Source organism: Pseudolysinimonas yzui (assembly GCF_014653215.1).
GTDB classification, from domain to species: domain Bacteria; phylum Actinomycetota; class Actinomycetes; order Actinomycetales; family Microbacteriaceae; genus Pseudolysinimonas_A; species Pseudolysinimonas_A yzui.
In genome coordinates this window covers 233,966-259,977 of sequence record NZ_BNAI01000003.1, presented here as the reverse complement: position 1 = coordinate 259,977, position 26,012 = coordinate 233,966, and the positions used below count along the sequence as shown (strand labels likewise).

Here is a 26,012-nt window from a genome sequence, read left to right as displayed (position 1 = left end):
CGTGGTGGTTGGCTAGGGCGAGTGAGCACTGCCGTCGGCTTCCGGTCCGAGCGCGGACCCCTCCTTCTCGCCATGATGCTGGCGACCGGTCTCGTCGCGATCGACTCCACCGTGATCGCCACAGCCGTGCCGTCGATCGTCGCCGACATCGGGGGCTTCACGTCGTTCCCGTGGCTGTTCTCGATCTACCTGCTCGCCTCGGCGGTCACCGTTCCGATCTACGCGAAGCTGGCCGATCTGTTCGGACGCAAGCCGCTCATCCTGTGGGGGATCTCGGTGTTCCTGCTCGGCTCGATCCTCTGCGGGTTCGCCTGGGACATGCCCAGCCTGATCGTCTTCCGCGCCATCCAGGGCATCGGCGCCGGAGCGATCCTGCCGATCGTCATCACGATGGTCGGCGACATCTACACGCTCGAGGAACGCGCCCGGGTGCAGGGCTACATGGCGAGCGTGTGGGCGATCGCCGCCGTGGTCGGCCCGACCCTGGGCGGCGTCTTCGCGCAGTTCGACCTGTGGCGCGGCATCTTCTTCATCAACATCCCGCTCTGCCTCCTCGCCGGTTGGATGATCTGGTCGCGCTTCCGGGAGAAGGTCGAGCCGCGGCAGCATCGCATCGACTACGCGGGGGCGGCACTGCTGAGCGTGTCGGTGACGCTGCTGCTTCTGGGCGTGCTGCAGGGCGGCACCGGATGGGCGTGGGATTCGCCGCAAAGCCTCGCGGTGCTGGGTGCGGGCGCGCTGCTGCTCGTCGCCTTCGTGCTGGTCGAGCGGCGGGCGGCTGAGCCGATCCTGCCGTTCTGGGCGTTGTCGCGGCGTCTGCTGTGGACCACCAACCTCCTCGGATTCTGCGTCGGCGCGGTGCTCATCGGCCTCACCGCATATGTGCCCACCTTCCTGACGGTGACGACCGGGGCCGAGCCGATCGCGGCCGGTCTGGCGCTCGGCGCCCTCACGATCGGCTGGCCGCTCGCCGCGACGATCGCCGGTCGCCTCTATCTGCGGTTCGGCTTCCGCCCCACGACGATCCTGGGCGCGGCTCTGCTGGTGGTCAGCACCGCGGGGCTCGCCCTATCGACCTTCAGCCCGTCGATCTGGGTGGTCGCCGGGTTGTGCTTCCTGATCGGTGCCGGGTTCGGCTTCGCGGCGGTCAGCAGTCTGGTCGCCGCCCAGTCCAGCGTGGACTGGAGCGAACGCGGGGTCGTGACCGGCACCCAGCTGTTCTCGCGCTCGATCGGGCAGTCGATCGGGGCGGCGGCACTCGGCGCGGTCGCGAACGCCGTCATCCTCGCGAATGGCGGCGACGAGACGATTCCGTCGACGATGGAGGCGGCCGCGGGTGCGGTGTTCCTCGGCGGGGCGATCGGCGCCGCCGTCTTGCTGGTCGCCGCGATCGCGATGCCGCGCGTTCCGTTGGTCGCGGCCGAGGGCTCACCCGAGGCGCCGCCGGAAGCCGCACCCGCCTGACTCTCCCGAGATGTGAGGATGGCGGCATGACCGATGCCCCGCATCCTCGTCTCGACGAACTGATCGCGACGCTCGAACGCCTGCGCGCGCCCGGGGGCTGCGCCTGGGATCGCGACCAGACCCACGCCTCGCTCGTGCAGTACCTCGTCGAGGAGAGCGCCGAACTGGTCGAGGCGATCGAGTCGGGCGACGACGACGAGTTGGTCGAGGAGCTCGGTGACGTGCTCTACCAGGTGCTGTTCCACGCCGACATCGCGGCCGAGGCGGGCCGCTTCACGCTCGAGGACGTCGCCGAGCACATGACGCACAAGATGAAGGGGCGGCATCCGCACGTCTTCGGTGACGTGATCGCCGAGACCCCGGATGCCGTGGTCGCCACCTGGGAGGCGGTCAAGGCGGTCGAGAAGGCGCACCGCACGAGCGTGCTCGAGGGGATCCCGGCCGGGATGCCCGGGCTCGCCCTCGCCGACAAGGCGCTCGGTCGCGCCGAGAAGGTCGGCGTCACCGTCGAGCCGGCGCCGGTGCCGGCCACCGAGGACGAGCTCGGTGCGCAGCTGCTCGCGGTCGTCGCCGGAGCCCGGGCTCAGGGTCTGGATGCCGAACGCGCGCTGCGCGGTGCCCTGCGGTCGCTGCGCGATCGGGTGGCGCTCGCCGAGTCGGCCTGACCGGTGTGCGGGTCCTGACGCTCAGGCGATCCGGCTGCCGGGACTCAGGCGTCGCGCGGGGGTGCGTGTCGCCCCGACCGCGCCGACCAGCAGGGCACCGCCCAGCACGACGTGGATCGCGAGCCCGACGAACCAGCTCGGTGTCGAGTTCTCGATGAGGTCGCGGGTCGAGGGGCCCTGGCCGTTCCACGACTCGGGATCGCACTCGTCCCACAGCGGCGTCAGGTCGGGCGCCTGCTGCACGCCGCGCACGCCGGCCTTGATCCACCCGAAGACGTCGACCGGGTAGTCGTTCGCGTCGTACGCCGTCGGCGCGGCATCAGCGACGACGACGTACGGGTTCGCCGCGAGCAGCCACCAGACGTAGTCGAAGCGCGGCGCGTTGTATTCGTAGGTCGAGACGAGTGTGCATTCGGCGCCCCGGGGCAACCCGGTCTGCGGGTCGTACTCGACCTCGTCGCCCTCGTACTGAGCCCAGTCGATGCCACGGTTCGTCGCCGTCACGGGCGACTGGATCGCGGTGCCGGCGATGCCGAACGCGATGAGGGTTCCGACGCTCAGGAGCGCCACGACGAGGTAGGTGACGACGACCGAGAACAGCGGTCGGCGCAGCAGCCCCGACAGTCCGACGCCGACCGCCGAGACGACGGCCAGCTCGATGACGAGCACCCCGAGTGACGTGGCGACCGTGAGCGGAGGCACCTCGCTGAGCACGAACGAGTACGCGATGAACGGCACCGCCGCGACCAGGAAGGCGAGCGAGGAGAGCCAGGCGGCGAGGAACTTGCCGAGCACGATCTGCGTCGTCGAGACGAGGGTGACCTGCGTCGTGGCGAGGGTGCCGGCATCCCGGTCGCCGTTGATGGCGTTGCCCGAGAGGGCGGGGGTCACCAGGGTCGCGAGCAGCAGCACGAAGTAGACGACGATCGAGTAGAGCGCGCTGCCGGGTTCGGGGGCGTAGCTCAGCGCGAGCGTCGCGCCGATCGTGACGATGAGCGTGAGCGCGACGAAGACTCCGAGCAGCACGTACCAGGCCGATCCGCGCACCCGCTGTCGCAGTTCGATCGACGCGATCGTCCAGATGCCCGTGAGCGCCGCGGTCATGACGACGCTCCCGTCGACAGCCCGAGGAAGGTCTGCTCGAGGTCGCCCACCGAGGGCGCGAACAGCAGCACCGGCACGCCGTCGGCGACCAGGCGCGCCAGAAGCTGCGTTGCGGCCGTGTCGTCGGTCAACGCCACGATCGCGTCGGCTCCCTCCCAGCGGGCCGCCGTCGACCCGAGCGCCTCGCGCAACGCGGTGGCGTCGAGTGAGCGGATGCGCCACTCGCGTCCGGCGGCTCGTGCGGCCGCGATGCGCTCGGCACTGGCGGTCACCCCGGCGTCGAGATACACGGCGGCGTCGGCCATCTCTTCGAGTTCGGCGAGCACGTGGCTCGAGACCAGGATGGTGCGTCCGCCGTCGGCGAGCTGGCGCAGCAGCTTGCGCAGGGCGACCCGAGCCCCGGGGTCGAGACCCGACGCCGGTTCGTCGAGCAGCAACACCTCGGGGGAGTGCACGAGGGCCCGGGCGAGACTGAGCCGCTGCTTCTGGCCCCGCGACAGCACCCGCGTCGGCCGGTCGGCGAGGGGGAGGAGGTCGACCAGTTCGATGAGCTCCTCGGCCCGGTCGCGGGCCACCTGCTTCGGGATGCCGTAGAGCCGAGCCGTGAGTTCGAGCGTCGTGCGCACCGACAGCGGCGCCCACGATCCGAGCACGTCCGGCATCCAGCCCATGACCCGGCGCACCGCGGTCGGGTCGGCGACGGGGTCGTGACCCGCGACGCGGATCTCGCCGCGTTCCGGCGCGAGCAGAGAGGCGAGCATGAGCAACAGCGTCGTCTTGCCGGAGCCGTTCGGGCCGATGAGAGCCGTGATCTCGCCGGGTCGCGCCTCGAAGGTCACGTCGCGCACCGCCTGCACGGATCCGAACGACCGGGCCAACCCGGTCGCGACGATTCCTGATGCTGAGGGACCCTCGGCCATGCCCAGACCCTAACACCGACGACGACCCCTGCTCTTGCCGCGCGGGCGGGCGAGCCGCTAGTAATGGGCGTGACCGCCGCCGTCGGGCGGCGGGGAAGGCGTGCAATGCCCGCGACGATCGACCTGCCCGACTGGCGCACCCTCGGTGCCTTCCCCTCGGCAGCACTCGGGGCCGTCGGCGGCATCGCCTGGGCCGCCTCATTCCGCGGCTGGATGGCGGAGATCGCCGGCCGCGGGTCGGAGTTCGACTGGGTCGGAACCTTCGTGCTGATCCTCCTGCCCGGGGCACTCGCGGGCCTGCTGCTCGGCCTCGCCGACTACGCCCGCCGCACGGCAGGGCGCCCGGGGTGGCGTTGGCTGGCCGCGGCGCCGCTCCTCTTCACGGCGCCCCTGTTCGTGCCGGGTGGGTTCGAGGCGCTCGTGACGACCGGCATCGGCGGCGGCGCGGTCGCGGTGCCGCTGTTCGGGATCCTCGGCGGCTACGCGCTCTCGCGGCGCGGACCGCTCTGGCTGCGCATCGTGTCCGGCGTCATCGCCCTCGCCTACCTCGTCGCGGGCACCCTCTTCGCACTCGGATCCTTCACGTCCGGATTCGAGTTGCCGGTCGGTGCGGACTGGGAGCCCCGTCGCGTCTGGACCGGCGTGACCTTCCTGGCCCTCATGATCGTGTTCGCCGTCGCGTGCTCGCTGCCCCACGGTCGGGTCGTCGTGCGTTCGCAGTATCGCCGCTCCGCCGACAACGGCAGCACGGCGTCGGCGGCGTAGGCTCGGCGCATGCTCGTCGAACACCTCGGGCAGAGCCCGCGCATCCATCCCGACGCCGTCGTCGCGCCGGGAGCCGTCGTCAGCGGTGACGTGACGATCGGCGCCGACTGCCAGGTGCTGCACGGTGCCGTGATCAGCGCCGAGGGCGGGCCGATCGTGCTCGGCGAGCACGTCATCGTCATGGAGAACGCGGTGCTGCGGGCGAGTTCATCCGATCCGCTCCGCATCGGCGACCACTGCCTGGTCGGCCCGCTCGCCTCGATCTCCGGTGCCCGGGTCGGCGAAGAGGTCTTCATCGCCACGGGTGCCCGCATCTTCAACGGGGCCGTCATCGGCGATCGCAGCGAGGTGCGCATCAACGCCGTCGTGCACCTGCGCACCGAGCTTCCGCCGGAGTCGGTCGTGCCGATCGGCTGGGTGGCCGTCGGCTCGCCGGTCGAGATGTTCTCGCCCGACAAGCACGAAGAGATCTGGGCACGCCAGCTGCAGCTCGACTTCCCGGGCTACGTGTTCGGCCTCGACCGCGACACCCCCGACCTCATGGTGCAGCTCACCGAGCGGTACGCGCGGCACCTCTCTCGCCACGCCGACGACCACCCCATCGGCTGATCTGTGGGGTGAAGATGGGCAGATGACTCTGCCCGCGTTCATCGCGCCCCCGCGACGCATCCCGTTTCCGCTGCGGCTCGGGCTCTGGATCGCCAAGCGCGCCTCCGGGGAAGACACCCTGGTCGCGCGGCTGCTCACCTGGTACCCGAGAGCCGCGATCGGCGCGGGCGTCATGGAGGCCCTGGTCGCCCACGATGTCGGCCGGGTCGACGAGCGGATGCTCAAGCTCGTGCGCATGACCGTCTCGTCCGTCACCGACTGCCCGTTCTGCGTCGGTTTCAACGGTCGCGACTGGCAGAAGCACCTCACCGACGACGAGCTCGCGGTCGTGCAGGGGCGCCGGGATGCCGCCGACGTCGCGACCCTCGACGCGGCGGAGCGCCTCGCCATCGAGTACGCCCGGGTGCTGTCGGCGACCCCGGTCGCCGTGCCCCGAGACATGGCGGATCGGCTGAACGCGCACTTCACCGAACGCGAGATCGTCGTGCTCGCCACGACCGTCGCGCAGGTCGGCTACTGGGCTCGAGTCGCGCAGGGACTCGGTTGCCCGGGGCTGGGCTGACCGGAGCTGGGCTGACTTCTCCGACAGACTAGGGGGGTGGCACAGCAGGTCAATCCTCCGCGCGGGATGCGCGACTTCCTTCACGCCGAGAAGGCACAGCGGGAGCGCATCCTCGCCGTGATCCGTGCCGTCTACCGGGCGCACGGGTTCGACGAGATCGAGACCCCGGTCGCCGAGGACTCCGAGCGGTTGCACGCCGGTCTCGGGGGCGACAACGAGAAGCTCGCGTTCGGCATCCTGAAGCGGGGCCTCACCCGCGATGACCTGCAGGCCGCGCAGGAGCCGCTCGACCTCGCCGACCTCGGCCTGCGTTTCGACCTCACCGTGCCGCTCGCGCGCTTCTATGCATCGCACCGCGCCGAGTTGCCGACGGTGTTCCGCAGCATCCAGATCGCCCCGGTGTGGCGGGCGGAGCGGCCGCAGAAGGGGCGCTACCGGCAGTTCGTGCAGTGCGACATCGACGTGCTCGGCGAGCCCGGGCCGCGCGCGGAAGCCGAGCTGCTGGTCGCGACGCTCGCCGTGGTCGACGCCCTCGGCCTCGACGGCGGGTTCATCCGGGTGAACGACCGTCGCCTGCTGACCGGGATGCTGGCCACCCTCGGGTTCGCGCCCGACGAGTACGACGGCACTCTCATCACGATCGACAAGCTCGACAAGATCGGGCACGACGGCGTGCTCGCCGAGCTGCGGGAGCGCGGCGTCACCCCGACGGCGGTCGACGCGTTGGAGGCGTTCTTCCGCCGTCCGCAGACGATGGAGTTCCTGCCGTTCGGCGAGGCCGCGATCCGCAACGCCCTCCCCGAGAACCCCGATGCCGACGCGATCGCCGGGCTCGTCGCGATCGGCGATGCGGTCGCGGCGGCGCGCGGCGCCGACCCGAGCGCCGCGCTGCTTCAGTTCGACCCGTTCCTCGTGCGCGGCATGGGCTACTACACCGGCCCGATCTTCGAACTCGCGCACCCCTCGGTGCCATACTCGCTCGGCGGCGGCGGCCGCTACGACGGGATGATCGGCCGGTTCCTCGGCACCGACGTGCCCGCGACCGGCTTCTCGCTCGGCTTCGAACGGCTCGTCGACCTCGTCGAGCTGCCCGCCGGGGAGGGGGCGGAGGCGATCGCCTTGCTGCACGACGCCGACGTCGACCTCGCGGAACTGCTGACGCTCAAAGCCGAACTCATCGCGACCGGCTCCCGGGTGCGCCTCGTCGCCCGTCCGAAGAACGTCAAGCCCACCCTCGACGCGCTCGCGGGCGAAGGCTTCACGAGTTTCGCGTTCGTCGACCGCTCGACGACCCTGGCATCCCTGTCCCTGCGTTCTCTCACCGAATCCGCGTCGTCCTAAGCTCGACTCAGGGGCTCCGCCACCACACCCCACACCCAGATCAAAGGAAAACCATGTCTGCCATCGAAGCCGTCGGCGCCCGCGAGATCCTCGACTCCCGGGGCAACCCGACCGTCGAGGTCGAAGTGCTGCTCGACGACGGAACCGTCTCCCGCGCCGCCGTTCCCTCGGGCGCGTCGACCGGCGCCTTCGAGGCGTACGAGCTGCGTGACGGCGACGAGAACCGCTACGGCGGCAAGGGCGTGCTCAAGGCCGTCGCCGGTGTGCTCGACGTGCTCGGCCCGGCGATCGAAGGCTTCGACGCCGCCGACCAGCGCCTCGTGGATGCCGAGCTGATCGCCGCGGACGGCACCGACAACAAGAGCAAGGTCGGCGCGAACGCCATCCTCGGTGTCTCGCTCGCGGTCGCGAAGGCCGCCGCCGACTCCGCCGACCTGCCGCTGTTCCGCTACCTCGGCGGGCCCAACGCGCACACCCTGCCCGTGCCGCTGATGAACATCATCAACGGCGGCGCGCACGCCGACACCGCGCTCGACATCCAGGAGTTCATGGTGCTCCCCGTCGGCGCCGACACCTTCGCCGACGCCCTCCGCTGGGGCGCCGAGGTCTACCACGCGCTCAAGTCGGGCCTCAAGAAGAAGGGCCAGTCGACGGGTCTCGGCGACGAGGGTGGCTTCGCGCCCGACCTTCCCGGCGCCCGGGCGGCGCTCGACTTCATCCTCGAGGCGATCGGCACCGCCGGCTTCTCGGCAGGCAAGGACTTCCTGCTGGGTCTCGACGTCGCCGCGACCGAGTTCTTCGCCGACGGCGTGTACTCCTTCGAGAAGCAGAAGCTCACCGGCGACCAGCTCACCGAGTTCTGGGCCGGCCTCGTGGCCGACTACCCGCTCGCGACGATCGAGGACCCGCTCGCCGAAGACGACTGGGACGGCTACGTGCATCTCACGTCGGAGCTCGGCGACAAGGTGCAGATCGTCGGCGACGACCTGTTCGTCACCAACCCGGTGCGGCTGCAGAAGGGCCTCGACCTCAAGGTCGCGAACTCGATCCTGGTGAAGGTCAACCAGATCGGCACCCTCACCGAGACCCTGGATGCGGTCTCGCTCGCCCAGCGCGCCGGCTACACCGCCATCCTCTCCCACCGTTCGGGCGAGACCGAGGACACGACGATCGCCGACCTGGCCGTCGCGACCGACTCGGGTCAGATCAAGACCGGCGCCCCGGCCCGCTCCGACCGCGTCGCGAAGTACAACCAGCTGCTGCGCATCGAGGAAGAACTGGGCGACGCCGCCGTCTACGCGGGCCGCTCGGCCTTCCCCCGCGCGAAGTAGTTCCTCTCGGTGGTCGACACGCCGCTGCGCGGCTGCTCGACCACCGAGAGACCTAACCTTGACGTATGGCCCGGGTGCAGCGACCGACGCGTGAGCGAACGCGGAACGTGCCCGTCGCGATGCCCGAGGAGCCCCGCACGGCCGCCTGGCTGCGCAACTTCCGGCTCTCGGGGTTCGCGCTCTCGATGCTGCTGCTCGTCGTCGCGGCTCTCGTCGTGCTCGCGCCGAGCCTGAAGACCTTCGTCGAGCAGCGTCAGCAGATCGCCGCGCTCGAAGAGTCGGTGCGGCTCGCCCAGGAGGATGTCGACGATCTGACCGCCGAGATCGACCGTTGGAGTGACCCGGCCTACATCGAGGCGCAAGCGCGCGACCGGCTCTACTACGTGTATCCGGGCGACATCACCTTCCTGGTGATCGGCGACGACCAGGACGGTCTCGACGAGGGCGGCCTGCCGATCAGCGACGAGATCCAGACGACGCAGGTCGACTGGGTGCGCGCACTGCTGTCCACCGTCTACGAGGCAGGGCTGACGGATGCGACTCCCGCGCAGCTCGAGAGCCCGCAGCAGGGCGGCTGATGCGTCCGCCCTTCCCCGAGCCGACCGCCGCCGAGATCGCCGTCGTCTCATCTCAGCTCGGCCGCCCCGCCCGCGGCGTCGTCGGCATCGCCGCGCGCTGCGTGTGCGGCAACCCGACGGTCGTCGCGACGGCCCCGCGGCTTCCCGACGGCACGCCGTTCCCCACTCTCTACTACCTGTCGCATCCGGCGGCGACCGCGGCGATCTCGACCCTCGAGGCGACGGGGGTCATGAGCGAGCTGGCGGCTGAACTGGCCGACGATGAGGTGGCGGATGCCTACCGCGCCGCCCACGCGAGCTACCTCGCCGACCGCGAGACGATCGAGGTCGTCGACGAGATCGCCGGGTTCTCGGCCGGCGGGATGCCCGACCGGGTGAAGTGCCTGCATGCGCTCGCCGGGCACGCGCTCGCCGCGGGCACCGGGGTGAACCCGATCGGCGATCGCGCGCTCGAGCGGTGCACCTGGTCGCCGGCGCGCTGCGAGTGCGCCGAGCCGGGTGCGGCCCTGCGGGCGGTGTCGGAACCCCGATGAGGCGGGCGCTCGCGCTCGTGCTGGCGGCCGCAGCGGTTCTGGCGTTCGCCCCGGCGGCGCAGGCCACGCCCGGGGATGCGGTGCGCGACCGCGAGTACTGGCTCGACGACTACGGAATCCGCGACGCGTGGGCGGTGACCCGCGGAGCCGGCGTGACGATCGCGATCATCGACACCGGGGTCGCGGGTGGGGTCGCCGACCTCGCGGGTGCGGTCGTCGGGGGAACCGACTTCTCGGGCGTCGGGTCACCCGACGGGCAGCGGCCGATCGGTGAGAACCCCGAGCACGGAACCCTCGTCGCCTCGCTCGCCGCGGGGCGGGGCACCGGTGCGACCTCCGGTGTCATCGGGGCGGCGCCGGAGGCATCCCTGCTCACCATCTCGGTCGGGTTCGACGGCGACTCCGACGGCCAGATCGCCGACGCCGTGACGTGGGCGGTCGACAACGGGGCGGATGTCATCAACATGTCGCTGTCGCGCAACACCCTCGATTGGCCGGAGAGCTGGGACGACGCCTTCCTCTACGCCGCCGAGCACGACGTGGTCGTGGTCGCGGCGGCCGGCAATCGCGGCAGCGGTTCGGTCGAGGTCGGCGCTCCCGCGACCATCCCCGGCGTGCTCACCGTCGGCGGGGTCGACGAGAACGGTCAGGCGTCCTGGAACGCGTCGGCGCAGGGCATCACGATCGGGGTCGCGGCGCCCAGTGAACGCCTCGTCGGCGTCACCCCGGCCGGTCGGTACATCACCTGGGCGGGGACGAGCGGCGCGACGCCGATCGTCGCCGGCGTGGTCGCGTTGGTGCGGGCCGCGCATCCGGACCTCGACGCCGCGAACGTGATCAACCGGATCGTCGCGACCGCCCACGACACCGGGCCGGCCGGTGCCGACTTCACCTATGGGTTCGGCTACGTCGACGCGAGCGCCGCGGTCTCCGCCACGGTGCCCGAGGTGACGGCGAACCCGATGGGTGATCTCGCCGAGTGGGTGCGCATCAACCGTCGAGCCGACCCGACCCCCGAGCCGTCCGAGGCGATCGCGGCACCGGAGCGCGAGCCCGACCGCGGGGTGCCGGATCCGACCGGGGTCCTGCTGCCGAGTCTCGTCAGCCTCCAACTCGTCGGGGCGCCCCTGTTCGCGGTCGCGCTGATGGTGTTCGTCATCGGTGGCCTCGCCGTCGGGGCGGTGCGGGGAAATCGGTCGTCGCGTTCGCGGTAGATTGGTGGTAATCCAGCGAGGAGTCCTTGTAACGTGCGCAAAATCCTGATCGTCGGCGGTGGCTATGCCGGCTTCTACACGGCCAAGAAGCTGCAGAAGCACCTTGCCCGTGGAGAGGCTCAGGTCACGGTCGTCGACCCGCTGCCGTATATGACCTACCAGCCCTTCCTTCCCGAGGTCGCCGCCGGGTCGATCGAGCCGCGTCACGCGGTCGTTTCGCACCGCCGCCACCTCAAGAAGACGACAGTCATCACGGCAAGTGTCAGCAAGATCGACCACGCCGCGAAGAAGGTCACGGTCACGCCCGCGGTCGGAGACCCCTGGGATGTCGACTACGACACCATCGTCGTCACGGCGGGTGCGATCACCCGCACCTTCCCGATTCCGGGTCTCGCCGATGAGGCGATCGGTCTCAAGAACATCGAAGAGGCCATCGCGATCCGCGACCGCATCGCCGACTGCTTCGCCAAGGCATCCAATCTGCCGGCCGGCCCCGAGCGGGACCGCCTGCTGACCTTCGTCGTCGTCGGCGGCGGCTTCGCCGGCATCGAGCTGTTCGGCGAGCTGCGCTCCTACGCGTCGGCCCTGCTGCGGCACTACAAGAACCTCACGATCGACGACACGCACTTCCACCTCGTCGAGGCGATGGGCCGCATCATGCCCGAGGTGTCGCTGAAGACCAGCCACTGGGTGCTGAAGAACCTCGCACAGCGCGCCGCGACGGTTCACCTCGACACCCAGCTCGCGAGCGCGGTCAACGGCAAGATCGAGCTCTCCACGGGTGAGTCGTTCGAGTCCGACACGATCATGTGGACGGCCGGCGTGATGGCGAACCCGGTCATGCGCAACACCGATCTGCCCGCCGAGGAGCGCGGACGCCTCCGCGTCGGCGCCGACCTCAGGGTGATCTCCGACGCCGGCGTCGTGCCCGACGCCTGGGGTGCCGGTGATGTCGCCGCGGTCCCCGACCTCGTCCCCAACCAGGGCGTCGGCGGGTTCACCGTGCCGAACGCCCAGCACGCCGTGCGTCAGGGCAAGCTGCTCGCCAAGAACCTGGTGGCCGACATCCGGGGCGAGAAGCCGCGGGAGTACCGTCACAAGAACCTCGGCGCCGTGGCCGGCATCGGCTTGTACATCGGTGTCTTCCAGTCCGGCCCGATTGCGCTCAAGGGCTTCCTCGCGTGGCTGGCCCACCGCGGCTACCACGGCTTCGCGATGCCGATGTGGGAACGCAAGGCGCGGGTCTTCGGCAACTGGATCATCAACTTCCTGTTCCGCCGCGACCTCGTCGGCATCCCGGCCCGCGACACCCCGCGCGCCGCCTTCGAGACCTGGGCCGTTCGCCCGAAGGTCTAGACCCGGCGCGGGAATCGGGGTCTCGTCGCGTGGTTCACCACCTCACGAGGGATGAGGCCCGCCGCATCGCGGTGAGCGCGCAGCTGCTCGACGCGCAACGTCCCGGCGATGTCGTCGAGGTCGCCGACCAGCTTGGCGCGATCAAGATCGACCCGACGGCGACGATCGCCCCGGCCGAGCACACGATCCTCTGGTCGCGGATCGGCCGCGGGTACGAATCGGCGCAACTGTCGAAGGCCGTCGAACGCGACCGGCACCTGTTCGAATTCGACGGCGCGTTCCGCCCCATCCGGATGTTGCCCCTGATGTTGCCGGCGATGCGGACGTGGCCGCGGCGCGAGAGTTCGCGTGCCTGGCTCGACGCGAATGCGACGTTCCGAGCCGAGGTGATCGCCCGCCTGCGCGCCGACGGACCGCTGCTCGCGGCCGACATCCCCGACACGGCGGAAGTCGTGCGGCCGCCCGACGGCTGGACCGGCGCGAACCAGACCCCGATCATGCTCGACTTCCTGCTGCGCCAGGGGGTCGTCGCCGTCGTCGGGAGGGAGGGGCGACACAAGCGCTGGGACCTGGCGGAGCGGGTGTATCCGCGGGATCTTCCCGAGTACACAGCGGAGGAGGCCGAACTGCTGCTGCAGCAGAGTCGGCTGCGCGCCGCCGGCATCGCCAAGCAGAAGTCGCCGTGGACTCCGGTGGGCACGGTCGGCGAGGCGGCCACGGTGGAAGGGTCGGAGTGGAAGTGGCGGGTCGACCCCGACGCACTCGCCACGCTCGACGACGACCCGGGCGGCCGGATCGCCTTCCTCAACCCGTACGACCCGATGCTCTTCGACCGCCCGCGCCTCGCAGAACTCTTCGATTTCGAGTACGTGTTCGAGCAGTTCAAGCCGAAGCCGCAGCGGCGCTATGGCTACTTCGCGCATCCGATCCTGCTCGGCGACCGCTTCGTCGGGCTGCTCGATGCCGAGGTCGACCGTGCGACCGAGGTGCTCAAGGTCACGGCCGTGCACGAGTTGCTGCCCTTCGATCCCGAGGAGGAGGAGATCGTGCGGGTCGAGCTCGAGGATCTCGCGGCCTGGCTCGGCGTCACCCTCGCGGCCTGGTGACACACGAGCGACCCCCACCCGCGTACCCTCGAATCCGCGCCCTCGTAGCCCAACCGGCAGAGGCAGGCGACTTAAAATCGCTTCAGTCTGGGTTCGAATCCCAGCGAGGGCACGGGCGTTCCGCGGATGATCGGAGGCGAGTCCTCGATGTCGGTTCAGGACCGGATTCTGGCGATCGACCGCTTCCGTGGCGGCCTCGTCATGCTCATGGTCGCCGGCAACTACGCGGCCGAGGTGCGCGCGGTGCCGGCCTTTCTCAAGCACGCGCCCGACGTGGGATTGACGATCGCCGACCTCGTCGCCCCCTGCTTCGTGTTCGCGATCGGGCTGACCTACGGGCCGTCGTTCGCCCGTCGCGCGGCGGATGGCCTGTCCGGCGCCTACCGCCACATGGCGACGCGGTATCTCGCCCTGATCGGGATCGGCGCGATCCTCAGCGCCGGGGGAACGGCGGTGGCCGACCGCCCGTCGGACTGGGGCGTCTTGCAGGCGCTGGGCGTCGCGGGTCTGATCTGCCTGATCTTCGTGCGGATGGCAACCCTCACCCGTGCGGTCATCGGCTTGCTCATCCTGATCGGATACCAGTACGTCCTCGATGCGTGGCTCGTCGGAACGGTTCTCGAGTCGGCTCACGGCGGCTTCTTCGGCGCGATCGCCTGGGGCGGACTGCTCGTGCTCTCGACCGCGATCGCCGACATCTGGCGGAGCGGCACCCGCAACTACCTGGTGTGCTGCGGCGTGCTGATCGTTCTGGCGGCGAGCTCTCCGCTTCTCGTCCTGGTCAGCAAGAACCGGGTGTCGCTGAGCTATCTGATCATCACGGCCGCGATCGGCGCGATCGCGTTCCTGGCAGTCGATCTCCTCGGGCGCAGGGTTCCCGATCGCGCCGGGTTCGTCGCGTGGTGGGGTGAGAATCCGCTCGTGCTCTACCTCGTGCATCTGGTGATCCTGGGGCTGGTCGCACTCCCCGGCCCCGCCTGGTGGTACGTCGACGCGCCGCTGTGGCTGGCGGGCCTGCACGTCGTCGCGATCCTCGTGGCGATGTCGGTTCTCGCGTGGCTGCTGCATCACCGCGGGCTGCGCGTGCGGATCTAGGTCGAAGCACCCCCGAAGACGAGGCTTGACGTCCGGGACACCCGTCTGGGACGCTTGACCCACTTTTCGCGTGAAGGCGGTGGGGGAATGGCGCGTATGGCGGCGACCGAGCGTCGCGAGGCGCTGGCCCGCGCCGCGCTCGTGGTGATCGCGCGCGAGGGAGTTCACGCCGCGACGACCCGCGCGATCGTCGCCGAGGCCGGGATGCCGCTCGCCTCGTTCCACTACGCCGTCGCCTCACGCGACGAACTGCTGCGGGATGTCGTCGAGCTCGTCGTCGGCAATCAAGACGCCGCCGCCTTCGGCACCCTCGAGCTCGACGCCCCCGATATCCGCACCGCCATCCGGGGTGTGTTCGGGTCGAACCTCGACATCCTGCGCGCCGACCCCGCCCGCCAGCAGGCGATGTTCGAACTCACGCAGTACGCGTTGCGCACGCCCGCCCTCGACGACTTCCCCATCGCCCAGTACGGCGTCTACCGCGATCTCGCGGTCCGCCTGCTCGAAGCCGGAGCCGCGCGCTACCGCGTGACGTGGGACGTGCCGATTCCCGATCTGGCGACCCTCGCCGTCGCGCTGAGCGAGGGCGCAACGCTCACCTGGCTCGCTACCCGCGACGACGACACCACCGAACGTCTCCTCGATCTCGCCGCCGACGCGATCGCCGCCCACGCCATCCCGCACCAGGAGACCCCGTGACCGACACCGCCCCGCCCGCCCTCCGTGTGTTCGACGAGCCCACTCGCCGGGTGCCCGGCCGGTGGATCGCGGGGTTCGCGATCGCCTGGCTCGGCATCTGGATGGCGCAGCTCACGCCCGTCCAGCTGCTTCTGCCCGGTCAGATCGACGCGCTCCGCCCGCAGGGGGACGGCGTCGAGAGCGTCGTGACCTTTGGCATCATCTCCGGGATCGCCGGAGTGTTCGCACTCGTCAGCTACCCGCTGGCCGGGGCGCTGTCCGATCGCACCACCTCGCGTTTCGGGCGTCGGCGGCCGTGGATCGTCGGCGGCGCGATCCTGTTCGGGCTGGCCCTCGGGGTGCTCGGCCTGCAGACCACGATGGTCGGAATCGGCATCTGCTGGGTGCTGGTGATCGTCGGGTTCTGCGTGCTCACCGCTGCGCTGACGGCGATGATCTCGGATCAGGTGCCGGTCGGGCAACGCGGTGTCATCTCGGCGTGGATCTCGGCGCCCCAGGCGGTGGGGCTCATCCTCGGAGTGCTTCTGGTGATCGCGCTCGAGCTCACGACGTTGCTCGGTTATGGGCTGGTCGCCGTGCTGCTGATCGCCCTCGTCATGCCGTTCGTGATCGTCACTCCCGACGCGCGACTCGCCGCCGGCGATCGTCCGCCGTTCACCATGCGGGCGCTGGTCGGCGGCTTCTGGGTCAGTCCGCGCCGGTATCCCGACTTCGCCTGGACGCTGCTCGGACGCATCCTGGTCAACATCGGAAACGCGCTCGGGACGACACTGCTGCTGTTCTTCCTCATCTACGGGCTGGGCCGCGAGGATGCCGACACCGATCTGCTCATCCTGATCGTCGTCTACACGGTCTTCATCGTCGGGTCGTCGTTCATCATCGGGGCGTGGTCGGACCGCATCGCGCGACGCAAACCGTTCGTCGTCTTCTCCGCGGGGATGCAGGCGGTCGCCGCGCTCCTTCTGGCCTTCGTGCCCGACTTCACTGTCGCGCTCGTCGCAAGCGCCTTCCTCGGCCTCGGCTACGGCGCGTTCCTCTCGGTCGACCAGGCGCTCGCGACGCAGGTGCTTCCGGATGCAGCCTCACGCGGCAAGGATCTGGGCATCATGAACATCGCGACCACGGTCCCGCAGGCGATGGCTCCCCTGCTCGGCGCGGGCATCGTGGCGCTCGTCGCCGGGGCGACGGGAGCGATCGCGACCGGGTTCGTCGGCCTCTTCGTCGTGTCGGGTCTCATCACCATCCTCGGCGCGCTCGCCGTGCTCCCCGTGAAGGCCGTGCGATGAACCTCACCCTGACCCGCCAGACGATGGCGCCCTGGGACGACCCCGAGGACTGGTGGCCCGCGCTCACCGCTGCGACGCACGAGCTCGACGCACCGGTCGGGGTGATCGCCGTCGAGGCCCTCGCCTCGAACGCGTTCGACCTGCTCGATCGGGCTGCGGGCCTGCCGATCCGGGTGGCGAGCAAGTCGGTGCGCGTTCGTGGGGTGCTGGATGCCGTTCTCGCCCTGCCCGGCTACCGCGGCATCCTCGCCTATTCGCTCGCCGAGGCGCTCTGGCTCGCCGAGACCTGCGACGACGTGGTGGTCGGCTACCCGACCGCCGATCGGGGCGCGATCGCCCGACTCGCCGCCGACGACAAGCTGGCGTCGCGGGTGACGATCATGGTCGACGACGTCGCCCAGCTCGATCTCGTGGATGCCGTGGTCGCCCCCGGCAAGCGGGCCGTGATCCGGGTGGCGATCGAACTCGACGCGTCGTACCGCTCACGCACCCTCGGGCACATCGGCGTGCGTCGGTCCCCGGTCTTCACGCCCGCGCAGGCGGAGGCGCTCGCCGAGGCGGTCATCGCCCGCCGGGGCTTCCGGCTCGTCGGGATGATGGCGTACGAGGCGCAGATCGCCGGTGTGACCAATGCCGGGCCGCGCAAGGCCGCCGTCCGGGCGATGCAGCGGGCGTCGGCGCGCGAACTCGCGGCGCGGCGCGGCGAGGCCGTGCGCCGGGTGCGCGACGTCGCCGACCTCGAGTTCGTGAACGGCGGAGGCACCGGCTCGATCGAGTCGACGCACGCCGACGCGTCGGTCACCGAGGTCGCGGCAGGGTCGGGCCTGTTCGGTCCGCACCTGTTCGACGGTTACGTGCAGTTCACCCCGGCTCCGGCGGCGGCGTTCGCGCTCGACGTGGTCCGGCGCCCCACCGACGACATCGCGACGGTGCTCGGCGGCGGCTGGATCGCATCCGGGCCGCCGGCGCCCGATCGCCTGCCGAAGGTGGTCTGGCCGAGCGGGTTGCGGATGCTCCCGCGCGAGTCGGCGGGGGAGGTGCAGACCCCGCTGCGGGGAGCCGCCGCCCGCGATCTGGCGGTCGGCGACCGGGTGTGGCTGCGGCACACGAAGGCCGGCGAATTGAGCGAGCACCTCGCAGCTTTCGCGCTCGTCGACGGCGGCGCCCTGGTGGGGGAGTTGCCGACCTATCGCGGCGAGGGGAAGGTATTCCTGTGACCCTCCTGCAACCCGGTGCCCGCTGGCGTAACTGGGGCCGGTCGGCGGCGGCATCACCGGCGCACGTGGCACGGCCGACGAGCGTGGATGAGGTGGTCGCGATCGTGCGCTCCGCCGCCGAGCGCGGGCTGCCGGTCAAGGTCGTCGGGGCCGGCCACAGCTTCACCGACATCGCCGCGACGCAGGGGGTGCTGGTGCACCTCGACGGGTTGCAGGGCGTGCTCGCCGTCGACGCCGAGCGCAAGCGGGTGCGGGTCGCCGCCGGCACCCGGCTCTGGCAATTGGGCCCCGCCCTGCGGGAGCACGGGCTGGCCCTTCAGAACATGGGCGACATCGATCGCCAGTCGATCGCCGGCGCGACCTCGACCGGGACGCATGGCACGGGGCTGCGGTTCGGCGGCCTCGCGACCCAGATCACCGCGGCGACCCTCGTCACCGGACGCGGGGAGGTGCTGCACGTCGACGAGCAGCACCGGCCCGAGCTGTTGCCGGCCGTACGTCTCGGGCTGGGGTCGCTCGGCATCCTCGTCGAGGTCGAACTGCAGTGCGTCGAGAGTTTCCTCCTGCGCTCGGTCGACCATCCGGCCCCGTTCGACGAAGTACTCGACAGCTGGCACGAACGCGCCCGCGAAGCCGACCATTTCGAGTTCTACTGGTGGCCGCACACCGACTTGGCGATGACGCAGACCAAGACCCGGCTGCCCGCCGAGACCCCGCACACGCCACCGCGCCGGCTCGCCCTGTGGGCGGAGCGTCGGCTGCTCGAGAACGACGCGCTGCGCGCGCAACAAGTGGTGGGGCATCTGATCCCGCCGCTGGTGCCCGCGCTCAGCCGGTTCGCGACGAACGTCTACGGCGACGGAGTGCGCACCGGCGTCTCGTACGAGATCTACGCGAGCCCACGTCACGTGCGGTTCCGCGAGAGCGAGTACGCCATCCCCTTGGAGGCGTTGCCGCAGGCGCTGCGCGACGTGCGGGGACTGGTCGAGCGCAGCGGCTGGCGCATCTCGTTCCCGGTCGAGGTGCGCGCCGCCGCCGCGGACGAGAATTGGATGTCGACCGCCTACGGTCGGCCGAGTGCCTACATCGCCGTGCACCGCTACTTCCGCGACAACCCGACCGACTACTTCCGGGCCTTCGACGCCCTGATGCGCACCTACGACGGCCGCCCGCACTGGGGCAAGATGCACTTCCGCGAAGCCGACGACCTGCGCCCGGCGTACCCGCGCTTCGACGACTTCCTCGGTGTGCGCGACCAGCTCGATCCCGACCGGCGCTTCGCGAACCGCTACCTCGACCGAGTGCTCGGCCCGTGACTCCGGAGGCCCTCGCGGCGCTGATGCGACCGGATTTCGTGTTCGGGGTCGCGTCGGCTGCGGCGCAGATCGAGGGGGCCGCGGACGAGGATGGCCGCACCCCGTCGACCTGGGATGTCTTCGCGGCGCGGCCGGGCAACATCCGCGACGGCTCGACTCCGGCGGTGACGACGGATGCCTACCACCGCTTCGACGAAGATCTCGGGCTGATGCGGGAGGCGCAGGTCGACGCCTCCCGGTTCTCGCTCTCCTGGTCGCGGCTGATGCCCGACGGGCGCGGTCCGGTCAACCCGAAGGCGGTCGCCTACTACGACCGCGTCATCGACGGGTTGCTCGAGGCGGGGATCCGCCCGGTGGTGACCCTGTTCCACTGGGACACCCCCGCACCGCTCGAGGAGCGCGGCGGCTGGCTGCGCCGCGACACCGCGAAGCGGTTCGCCGACTTCGCGAGCGCGGCCGGTCAGGCGTTCGGCGACCGCGTCGCCGACTGGATCACCCTCAACGAGCCGACGACGGTCATCCTCGACGGCTACGCCCTCGGCGTGCACGCCCCCGGTCGCACCCAGCTGTTCGGGGCGATCCGCGCCGTCGGCAACCTGCTGCTCGCGCACGGCCTCGCCGTCGACGCGCTGCGGGCGGTGCCGGTCGTCGGCCGCATCGGCATCACCAACGTGCACACCCCGGTCGAACCGGCGAGTGCTTCGGACGACGATCGGGATGCCGCCGACGTCTTCGACTTCGTGCACAACCGGCTGTTCGCCGATCCCGTGCTGCTGGGCCGCGATGCCGAGCTGCCGCGCGGCGCGAAAGGTCTCGAGCGGCTGGGGCTGCGCCTCTTCTCCCGGCTCGGTCGCGACCGCGCGGTCATCTCGCGGCCCCTCGACTTCTATGGGCTCAACTACTACTTCCCCTCGCGCATCGCCGCGGGGGCCGACCCGCACGGGCGAACCCCCGACGGTGAGACCGAGGCGATGAAGGACGTGCCATTCCGGCTCGAGCGGTTTCCCGAGTATCCGGTCACCGGGTTCGACTGGCCGATCGTACCGGAATCGCTCGGGGTCACGATCGACGGGCTCGTCGAGCGCTACGGCGACCGGCTGCCCCGCATCCTGATCACCGAGGGCGGCGCGAGCTTCCCCGACGAGATCGGCCCCGACGGCACCGTCGACGACGCCGCGCGCGTCGACTACCTCGCGCGACACGTCGCCATCGCGGCGGCCCGACCCGAAGTCGACGGCTACTTCGTGTGGACGTTCGTCGACAACTGGGAGTGGGCGGCCGGCTTCACCCAGCGCTTCGGGATGGTGCACCTCGACACCGAAACCCTCGCCCGCACCCCCAAGAGCTCGTACCACTGGTTCCGCACGGTGCAGCACGCGCGGTCGCGTCAAGATCCCGGACCCGAGACCACAGTTCAGCCAAGCTAGTGACATGACACCCGAGGAGCTGGCGGCGAAGCTGCCGCCGGGATTCGTGCTCGGGGTGAGCACCTCCGCGTACCAGATCGAGGGCGCTTCCGATCTGCGCGGCCCCGCCGGGTGGGATCGGTTCGCCGCCGACCCCGGGGTGATCCTCGACGGGACGGACGCGCTGGTCGCCGCCGATCACTATCACCGGATGCCGCAAGACGTCGGGCTGATGAAAGAGCTCGGGGTCGACGCCTACCGGTTCTCGATCTCCTGGCCGCGCGTGCAGCCCGGAGGCCAGGGCCCCGCGAACCCTACGGGCCTCGACTTCTACGACCGGCTGCTCGACGAACTGCTCGCCGCCGGCATCCGGCCGATGGCGACGCTCTACCACTGGGATACCCCGCTCGAGATCGACGAGCTCGGCGGATGGGCCAAACGCGACACCGCCTACCGGTTCGCCGACTACGTGCGCATCTGCGGGGAGGCGTTCGGCGACCGGGTCGCCGATTGGGTCACCATCAACGAGCCGGCGACGTTGGCGCTGGAGGGCTACACCCTCGATGTGCATTCGCCCGGCACTGCGCTGTGGGTCGCGGGCGCCCGGGCCGCTCACCACCTGCTGCTCGGTCACGGGCTCGCCGTGCGGGCGCTGCGCGAGGTTCCGGTGACCGGACGGATCGGCATCTCGAACGCCCACACCCCCGTCTTCGCGGCGACCTCGCACTGGCGCGACCGGTTCGCGGCACGCAACTTCGACATCCTCAGCAATCGGGTGTTCGGTGACCCGGTGCTGCTCGGAAAGCGCGCCCCCGGGCTCGTCGGGCTCGGGGTGCGGCTCGCGGCCCTGCCGCATTGGGGCGACCGCAAGATCATCGCGGAACCGATCGACTTCTACGGCGTGCAGTACTACTTCCCGAGCCGCGTCGCCGCGGGGCCGCCGCATGTGAAGGTCGGAACGCACGACGGGCACTCGAAGGCGATGCTCGACCTTCCGCTGCGGCTGGAGCCGTGGCCCGAGTATGAGGTGACCGGCTTCGGCTGGCCCGACTCGCCCGATCTGCTGCCCGTGCTGCTCGGACAGCTCGCCGACCGATACGGGGGGCGCCTGCCGCCCCTCATCTTCACCGAAGGCGGCGCGAGCTACCCCGACCGCCCGCAGCCCGACGGCAGCGTCGACGACGACCAGCGCATCGACTACCTCGAGAGCCACATCAGTGCGGTGGTCGACCAGGTGCCCGGAGTCGAGGTCGAAGGCTACTTCGTCTGGTCACTGCTCGACAATTTCGAGTGGGCCGCCGGATACACGCAGAAGTTCGGATTGATCGCCGTCGACCCCGAGACTCAGGAGCGACGACCGAAGTCGTCGTTCGACTGGTATCGCAGGGTTCTCGCAGCACGTGAGCGATGATCGGGCCCTATGATGGCGGGCATGGAGATCCTCATCGTCGTCGCAGTCATCGTGCTGCTCGTCGTCATCGTCGGCGGCTACCTCTGGGCGACCTACAACGGCTTGGTCCGGCTCAACGTTCGCGTCGACGAGGCGTGGAGCGACATCACGGTGCAGCTCAAGCGGCGCGCCGACCTCATCCCGAATCTCATCGAAGCGGTCAAGGGCTACGCGGCGCACGAGAAGCAGGTCTTCGAGAACGTCACCAAGGCGCGCTCGGAGACGGTCAACGCCACGACCCCGGCCGAGGCCGGCGTGGCGGAGAACCACTTCCAGCAGGCGCTGAAGAGCCTCTTCGCGGTCGCCGAGGCGTACCCGCAACTGCAGGCGAACCAGAACTTCCTGCAGCTCCAGGGTGAGCTCGTCGACACCGAAGACAAGATCCAGGCGTCGCGTCGCTTCTACAACGGCGGGGTGCGCGAGCTGAACACCAAGATCAAGGTGTTCCCGAACACCCTCTTCGTGCGTGGTCTCGGCTTCACCGAGCGCGAGTTCTTCGAGGTCGACGAGCCGTCGGCCATCGCCGAGCCGCCGAAGGTGCAGTTCTAACAAGCGACTCAGGCTCCGCCGGCCTCACGGTCGGCGGAGCCGTCGTCGTCCCGAGACCCACACCCACGAGGAACTGAAGCCCGCCCATGTACTCCGCGATCGCGAAGAACAAGCGCAACACGATCCTGATCATCATCCTGTTCCTGATCATCATCGCGGCGCTCAGCCTCATCCCGACGTTCATCTACGGGGACTGGTCGATCTCGATCATCGTCGTCGTCATCGCCGCGGTGTACGCGATCTTCCAGTACTACATGGCCACCCGCGAGACGCTCGCCCTCGCCGGGGCGCACCCGATCGAGAAGCGCGACGAGCCGCGCCTCTACCGCATCGTCGAGAACCTCGCGATCACCGAGGGCATGCCGATGCCGAAGGTGTACATCATCAACGACCCGGCGCCGAACGCCTTCGCCACCGGTCGCGACCCCGACCACGCGGTCGTCGCGGCGACCACGGGCCTGCTCGAGATCATGACCGACTCCGAACTCGAAGGCGTCATGGCGCACGAGATGGGTCACGTCAAGAACTACGACATCCGGGTCTCGCTCATCGTGTTCGGGCTGGTGATCGCGATCGGGCTGATCGCCGACATCATCTTCCGCATGATCTTCTGGGGCGGCCGCAGCCGCGACAGTAACGCCGGCCCCGCCGCGCTCGTCTTCCTCGCGATCGGCATCATCGCGGCGATCCTCGCCCCGATCGTCGCCGCCGTGGTGCAGGCCGCGGTGTCGCGTCAGCGCGAATACCTGGCGGATGCCACGGGCGCGCTCACGACGCGTCACCCGGAAGCGCTCGCCTCGGCCCTCGAGAAGCTCGCCGCCTACGGCCGCCCGGTCGCACGCACGAATACGTCGATGTCGCACCTGTGGATCTCCGACCCGAACCGCCCCGGCTTCCTCGCCCGGATGTTCTCGACGCACCCGCCGATCCCCGACCGGGTCGCCCGCTTGCGCGGCAACGCCACCCGCTTCTAGCCGTCACCCCGCGGGGAGTGGCGGGGTGCCGAGCGCGGCGGCGAGGTCGCGGGCGAGGTCGCCGCGGTCGACCACGAGGATGTCGCCGAGCCCCTGCCATGCGGCGATCTCCCGCAGCACGGGCACGAGCCGTTCCTCAACTCCGCGCGGGGCGTGCGGTTCGCGCCACGCGGACTGCACCCGCAGCATCCCCGCCTGCCGGTCGCTCTTGAGGTCGATGCGGCCCACGATCCGGTCGTCGACGAGGGCGGGCAGCGTGTAGTACCCGTAGATGCGCTTCGGGGCGGGGGTGTAGATCTCGATGCGGTAGTGGAACCCGAACATCCGCAGCGCCCGGTCGCGTTCCCACACGACCGGATCGAACGGCGACAACAGTGCGGCGGTCTCGATACGGCGGGGGATGCGGGCCTCGGCCGCGAGATAACCGGGCGCTTTCCACCCTTCGACGCTCACCTGGTGTACCTCACCGGTATCCACCAGTTCCTGCAGCAGCCGGGCGGCCGTCGCGACGTAGAGCCGGTAGTAGTCGGCGATGTCTTTGGCGGTGCCGATGCCGTGGGCCCGCACGGCGCGGCGCACCAGCTCGCGCTGGGCGTCGTCGACGGGTACCTCGGCGTCGAGCAGCGCCGGGGGCAGGATCTGCTCGGGCAGGGCGTACACCCGTTCGAAGCCCTTCCGGCCCGCCGTCACCACGTCACCGAAGACGAACAGGTACTCGAGCGCTTCCTTGATGTCGGACAGGCCCCACCACGGCCCGCGCCGCACGTTCTCCTCATGCTCGATGTCGCTCGCCGCCATCGGGCCGTGGGTGCGCAGTTCGTCGAGCACGAAGCGCATCATATGCGGGTGGGTGGCGACCCACCCGCCGGGCTTGCTGTACTTCTCGCGCATGCGCGCCATGCGCCACTTCCACAGACCCCAGTCGTCGCGCGGCACGAAGGTCGCGACGTGCGCCCAGTACTCGAGGAAGGGCGCCCTCGGACGGAGGGTGAGCTTGTCGAGCAGAGTCTTGTCGTAGGGCCCGAGCCGGGCGACGACCGGAAGGTAGTGGCTGCGCTCGAACACGTTGACCGAGTCGATCTGCAACGTGCCGAGGCGCTGCATCAGAAGGTTGAGCTGGCGGGTTCCGACGCTCGCCGGGCGCGGGATGCCGAACCCCTGCGCGGCGAGGGCGATGCGGCGCGCGCTCGCCGCCGAGATGTTCTCCGGCACGAGGTCGACCCTAGCGACCGCCTCGGACACCCCCGAGTCGCTGTGCGTTCACCTCCGCGCCGCCGACGGGTCGTCTCCCACTCCTACCGTCTGCTCGACGCGGTCACCCCTGCACCGCGCGCACCATCCACACGGAGGAATTGTGATCACCAAGCGTGCCCTCGTCGGCGTCGCGGCTGCTGCCGCGCTCGCCGTCGGTCTCAGCGCCTGCGCCGGATCGGACGCCCCGGCGACCGATGTCGACGCCGCGACCGCCACCAGCGCCTCGGACTTCGGAGGCCTCGACGCTCTCATCGCTGCAGCCGAGGCCGAGGGCGAGCTCAACGTCATCGCCCTGCCCGACAACTGGGCGAACTACGGCGAGATCAAGGCCCTCTTCGAAGAGACCTACGACATCGTCATCAACGACGCCGACCCCGACATCTCCTCGGCCGAGGAGATCGCCGCGGCCGACAACCTCCGCGGCCAGGACACGGCGCCGGACGTCTTCGACCTCGGCACCGCGGTGACCCTCGACTCGCTCGACTACTTCGCGCCGTACCAGGTCGCGAACTGGGACGAGATCCCGGACGCCAACAAGGAGGCCACCGGCCTCTGGGTGAACGACTACACGGGTTCGATGTCGATCGGCTACAACTCGAACGAGGTTCCGAAGCCCGAGTCGCTCGAGGACCTCCTCGGTGACGACTACCGCGGCGCGGTCGCCCTCAACGGCGACCCGACCCAGGCGGGCGCGGCCTTCGCCGCGGTCGGCCTCGCGACGGTGCAGAACGGCGGCGACCTGGACGACTTCCAGGCCGGCATCGACTTCTTCGAGCAGCTCAACGACGCCGGCAACTTCATCCCGGTGAACGCGACCCCGGCGACGATCGCCTCGGGCGAGACCAAGGTCGTCTTCGACTGGAGCTACAACAACCTCGCCGCGGCCGCCACGGTCGACGGCTGGGAGGTCACCACGCTCCCCGGTCCGGTGTACACGTCGTTCTACAACCAGGCCATCAACAACGACGCCCCGCACCCGGCGGCAGCCCGTCTCTGGATGGAGTTCCTCTACAGCGCCGCGGCGCAGAACCTCTTCATCGTCGGCGGCGCCTACCCGGTGACCATCCAGACGCTGCAGGAGAACGGCACCGTCGACCAGGCGGCCCTCGACGCGCTCGGCGCGCTCGAAGGCGACCTCGTGACCCCGACGGCCGAGCAGGCCGAGGCCGCGGCCGCGCTGCTCGCCGAGAAGTGGGCCGCCGCGATCTCCTGATCGCG

At 70.3% G+C, this 26,012-nt stretch carries 25 protein-coding genes and 1 tRNA gene; 23 read left to right on the top strand and 3 right to left on the bottom strand.

The window, feature by feature from the left end; genetic code table 11:
• Positions 1 to 72 precede the first annotated feature (72 nt).
• Positions 73 to 1,464 (top strand): MDR family MFS transporter, encoded by a 1,392-nt coding sequence (locus IE173_RS09905; RefSeq protein WP_191283403.1) that lies wholly within the window; start codon positions 73 to 75, stop codon positions 1,462 to 1,464.
• A gap of 26 nt (positions 1,465 to 1,490) precedes the next feature.
• Positions 1,491 to 2,129, top strand: coding sequence for a nucleoside triphosphate pyrophosphohydrolase (locus IE173_RS09900; protein ID WP_191283304.1), 639 nt, complete (start codon positions 1,491 to 1,493; stop codon positions 2,127 to 2,129).
• Positions 2,130 to 2,150: 21 nt separating this feature from the next.
• On the opposite strand, the gene IE173_RS09895 is transcribed toward IE173_RS09900, so the two are convergent.
• Positions 2,151 to 3,233, bottom strand: coding sequence for an ABC transporter permease (locus IE173_RS09895; RefSeq protein WP_191283303.1), 1,083 nt, complete (start codon positions 3,231 to 3,233; stop codon positions 2,151 to 2,153).
• On the bottom strand, positions 3,230 to 4,153 hold the full coding sequence (locus tag IE173_RS09890) for an ABC transporter ATP-binding protein (RefSeq protein ID WP_191283302.1): 924 nt from the start codon (positions 4,151 to 4,153) through the stop codon (positions 3,230 to 3,232). Before IE173_RS09890 ends, IE173_RS09895 begins: the two co-directional genes overlap by 4 nt.
• A 105-nt stretch (positions 4,154 to 4,258) precedes the next feature.
• On the opposite strand from IE173_RS09890, the gene IE173_RS09885 reads away from it, so the two are divergent.
• From IE173_RS09885 to IE173_RS09790, 20 genes are all read left to right on the top strand, one after another.
• The gene (locus IE173_RS09885; protein WP_191283301.1) at positions 4,259 to 4,918 is read left to right on the top strand and encodes a hypothetical protein; all 660 of its coding nucleotides are present in this window, start codon (positions 4,259 to 4,261) and stop codon (positions 4,916 to 4,918) included.
• Positions 4,919 to 4,927: 9 nt separating this feature from the next.
• A complete protein-coding gene (locus IE173_RS09880) occupies positions 4,928 to 5,527 on the top strand; it encodes a gamma carbonic anhydrase family protein (protein WP_191283300.1) in 600 nt (199 codons plus the stop codon).
• 22 nt (positions 5,528 to 5,549) lie between these two features.
• Positions 5,550 to 6,089 carry a carboxymuconolactone decarboxylase family protein gene (locus IE173_RS09875; protein ID WP_191283299.1) on the top strand — a complete coding sequence of 180 codons (540 nt, stop codon included), beginning with the start codon at positions 5,550 to 5,552 and terminating at the stop codon, positions 6,087 to 6,089.
• A gap of 66 nt (positions 6,090 to 6,155) precedes the next feature.
• Positions 6,156 to 7,430 carry a histidine--tRNA ligase gene (locus IE173_RS09870; RefSeq protein WP_229842042.1) on the top strand — a complete coding sequence of 425 codons (1,275 nt, stop codon included), beginning with the start codon at positions 6,156 to 6,158 and terminating at the stop codon, positions 7,428 to 7,430.
• A gap of 53 nt (positions 7,431 to 7,483) precedes the next feature.
• Positions 7,484 to 8,761 carry a phosphopyruvate hydratase gene (gene eno, locus IE173_RS09865; RefSeq protein ID WP_191283297.1) on the top strand — a complete coding sequence of 426 codons (1,278 nt, stop codon included), beginning with the start codon at positions 7,484 to 7,486 and terminating at the stop codon, positions 8,759 to 8,761.
• 65 nt (positions 8,762 to 8,826) lie between these two features.
• Positions 8,827 to 9,339: an FtsB family cell division protein gene (locus IE173_RS09860; RefSeq protein WP_191283296.1), complete on the top strand. Its 513-nt coding sequence runs from the start codon at positions 8,827 to 8,829 to the stop codon at positions 9,337 to 9,339.
• On the top strand, positions 9,336 to 9,872 hold the full coding sequence (locus IE173_RS09855) for a DUF501 domain-containing protein (protein ID WP_191283402.1): 537 nt from the start codon (positions 9,336 to 9,338) through the stop codon (positions 9,870 to 9,872). The genes IE173_RS09860 and IE173_RS09855 overlap by 4 nt, the downstream gene beginning before the upstream one ends.
• Positions 9,869 to 11,086 carry a S8 family serine peptidase gene (locus IE173_RS09850; protein ID WP_191283295.1) on the top strand — a complete coding sequence of 406 codons (1,218 nt, stop codon included), beginning with the start codon at positions 9,869 to 9,871 and terminating at the stop codon, positions 11,084 to 11,086. Before IE173_RS09855 ends, IE173_RS09850 begins: the two co-directional genes overlap by 4 nt.
• 33 nt (positions 11,087 to 11,119) lie before the next feature.
• The gene (locus IE173_RS09845; protein ID WP_191283294.1) at positions 11,120 to 12,442 is read left to right on the top strand and encodes an NAD(P)/FAD-dependent oxidoreductase; all 1,323 of its coding nucleotides are present in this window, start codon (positions 11,120 to 11,122) and stop codon (positions 12,440 to 12,442) included.
• 29 nt (positions 12,443 to 12,471) lie between these two features.
• A complete protein-coding gene (locus IE173_RS09840) occupies positions 12,472 to 13,548 on the top strand; it encodes a DNA glycosylase AlkZ-like family protein (protein WP_191283293.1) in 1,077 nt (358 codons plus the stop codon).
• Between the two features lie 38 nt (positions 13,549 to 13,586).
• Positions 13,587 to 13,660: transfer RNA gene (locus tag IE173_RS09835), tRNA-Leu, on the top strand.
• A gap of 35 nt (positions 13,661 to 13,695) precedes the next feature.
• Positions 13,696 to 14,643, top strand: a complete 948-nt coding sequence (locus IE173_RS09830; RefSeq protein ID WP_191283292.1) for a heparan-alpha-glucosaminide N-acetyltransferase domain-containing protein — start codon at positions 13,696 to 13,698, stop codon at positions 14,641 to 14,643.
• An 87-nt stretch (positions 14,644 to 14,730) separates the two neighbouring features.
• Positions 14,731 to 15,342 (top strand): TetR/AcrR family transcriptional regulator, encoded by a 612-nt coding sequence (locus IE173_RS09825; protein WP_191283291.1) that lies wholly within the window; start codon positions 14,731 to 14,733, stop codon positions 15,340 to 15,342.
• A complete protein-coding gene (locus tag IE173_RS09820; protein ID WP_191283290.1) occupies positions 15,339 to 16,628 on the top strand; it encodes an MFS transporter in 1,290 nt (429 codons plus the stop codon). Before IE173_RS09825 ends, IE173_RS09820 begins: the two co-directional genes overlap by 4 nt.
• Positions 16,625 to 17,845: an alanine racemase gene (locus IE173_RS09815; protein WP_191283289.1), complete on the top strand. Its 1,221-nt coding sequence runs from the start codon at positions 16,625 to 16,627 to the stop codon at positions 17,843 to 17,845. Before IE173_RS09820 ends, IE173_RS09815 begins: the two co-directional genes overlap by 4 nt.
• The gene (locus IE173_RS09810; RefSeq protein WP_191283288.1) at positions 17,842 to 19,161 is read left to right on the top strand and encodes a D-arabinono-1,4-lactone oxidase; all 1,320 of its coding nucleotides are present in this window, start codon (positions 17,842 to 17,844) and stop codon (positions 19,159 to 19,161) included. The genes IE173_RS09815 and IE173_RS09810 overlap by 4 nt, the downstream gene beginning before the upstream one ends.
• Positions 19,158 to 20,588: a glycoside hydrolase family 1 protein gene (locus tag IE173_RS09805; protein WP_229842025.1), complete on the top strand. Its 1,431-nt coding sequence runs from the start codon at positions 19,158 to 19,160 to the stop codon at positions 20,586 to 20,588. The genes IE173_RS09810 and IE173_RS09805 overlap by 4 nt, the downstream gene beginning before the upstream one ends.
• 4 nt (positions 20,589 to 20,592) lie before the next feature.
• Positions 20,593 to 21,978 carry a glycoside hydrolase family 1 protein gene (locus tag IE173_RS09800; protein ID WP_191283287.1) on the top strand — a complete coding sequence of 462 codons (1,386 nt, stop codon included), beginning with the start codon at positions 20,593 to 20,595 and terminating at the stop codon, positions 21,976 to 21,978.
• A 21-nt stretch (positions 21,979 to 21,999) separates the two neighbouring features.
• The gene (locus IE173_RS09795) at positions 22,000 to 22,566 is read left to right on the top strand and encodes a LemA family protein (RefSeq protein WP_191283286.1); all 567 of its coding nucleotides are present in this window, start codon (positions 22,000 to 22,002) and stop codon (positions 22,564 to 22,566) included.
• 86 nt (positions 22,567 to 22,652) lie between these two features.
• Positions 22,653 to 23,540 carry a M48 family metallopeptidase gene (locus tag IE173_RS09790; protein WP_191283285.1) on the top strand — a complete coding sequence of 296 codons (888 nt, stop codon included), beginning with the start codon at positions 22,653 to 22,655 and terminating at the stop codon, positions 23,538 to 23,540.
• A gap of 3 nt (positions 23,541 to 23,543) precedes the next feature.
• Here the strand turns inward: IE173_RS09790 and IE173_RS09785 are convergent, their stop codons facing one another.
• Positions 23,544 to 24,752 carry a winged helix-turn-helix domain-containing protein gene (locus IE173_RS09785; protein WP_191283284.1) on the bottom strand — a complete coding sequence of 403 codons (1,209 nt, stop codon included), beginning with the start codon at positions 24,750 to 24,752 and terminating at the stop codon, positions 23,544 to 23,546.
• Positions 24,753 to 24,894: 142 nt separating this feature from the next.
• Here IE173_RS09785 and IE173_RS09780 point away from each other — a divergent pair, with 142 nt between their 5' ends.
• Entirely contained in the window at positions 24,895 to 26,007 is a 1,113-nt protein-coding gene (locus IE173_RS09780) for an ABC transporter substrate-binding protein (RefSeq protein WP_191283283.1), read from the top strand.
• The last annotated feature ends 5 nt before the right edge of the window (positions 26,008 to 26,012 follow it).

What these genes read in the sequence shown, in the direction of transcription:
- IE173_RS09905 (WP_191283403.1), top strand. Translation starts at nt 73, where the DNA reads ATGATGCTGGCGACCGGTCTCGTCGCGATCGACTCCACCGTGATCGCC.
- IE173_RS09900 (WP_191283304.1), top strand. Translation starts at nt 1,491, where the DNA reads ATGACCGATGCCCCGCATCCTCGTCTCGACGAACTGATCGCGACGCTC.
- IE173_RS09895 (WP_191283303.1), bottom strand. Translation starts at nt 3,233, where the DNA reads ATGACCGCGGCGCTCACGGGCATCTGGACGATCGCGTCGATCGAACTG.
- IE173_RS09890 (WP_191283302.1), bottom strand. Translation starts at nt 4,153, where the DNA reads ATGGCCGAGGGTCCCTCAGCATCAGGAATCGTCGCGACCGGGTTGGCC.
- IE173_RS09885 (WP_191283301.1), top strand. Translation starts at nt 4,259, where the DNA reads ATGCCCGCGACGATCGACCTGCCCGACTGGCGCACCCTCGGTGCCTTC.
- IE173_RS09880 (WP_191283300.1), top strand. Translation starts at nt 4,928, where the DNA reads ATGCTCGTCGAACACCTCGGGCAGAGCCCGCGCATCCATCCCGACGCC.
- IE173_RS09875 (WP_191283299.1), top strand. Translation starts at nt 5,550, where the DNA reads ATGACTCTGCCCGCGTTCATCGCGCCCCCGCGACGCATCCCGTTTCCG.
- IE173_RS09870 (WP_229842042.1), top strand. Translation starts at nt 6,156, where the DNA reads ATGCGCGACTTCCTTCACGCCGAGAAGGCACAGCGGGAGCGCATCCTC.
- eno (WP_191283297.1), top strand. Translation starts at nt 7,484, where the DNA reads ATGTCTGCCATCGAAGCCGTCGGCGCCCGCGAGATCCTCGACTCCCGG.
- IE173_RS09860 (WP_191283296.1), top strand. Translation starts at nt 8,827, where the DNA reads ATGGCCCGGGTGCAGCGACCGACGCGTGAGCGAACGCGGAACGTGCCC.
- IE173_RS09850 (WP_191283295.1), top strand. Translation starts at nt 9,869, where the DNA reads ATGAGGCGGGCGCTCGCGCTCGTGCTGGCGGCCGCAGCGGTTCTGGCG.
- IE173_RS09830 (WP_191283292.1), top strand. Translation starts at nt 13,696, where the DNA reads ATGTCGGTTCAGGACCGGATTCTGGCGATCGACCGCTTCCGTGGCGGC.
- IE173_RS09825 (WP_191283291.1), top strand. Translation starts at nt 14,731, where the DNA reads ATGGCGCGTATGGCGGCGACCGAGCGTCGCGAGGCGCTGGCCCGCGCC.
- IE173_RS09815 (WP_191283289.1), top strand. Translation starts at nt 16,625, where the DNA reads ATGAACCTCACCCTGACCCGCCAGACGATGGCGCCCTGGGACGACCCC.
- IE173_RS09800 (WP_191283287.1), top strand. Translation starts at nt 20,593, where the DNA reads ATGACACCCGAGGAGCTGGCGGCGAAGCTGCCGCCGGGATTCGTGCTC.
- IE173_RS09795 (WP_191283286.1), top strand. Translation starts at nt 22,000, where the DNA reads ATGGAGATCCTCATCGTCGTCGCAGTCATCGTGCTGCTCGTCGTCATC.
- IE173_RS09790 (WP_191283285.1), top strand. Translation starts at nt 22,653, where the DNA reads ATGTACTCCGCGATCGCGAAGAACAAGCGCAACACGATCCTGATCATC.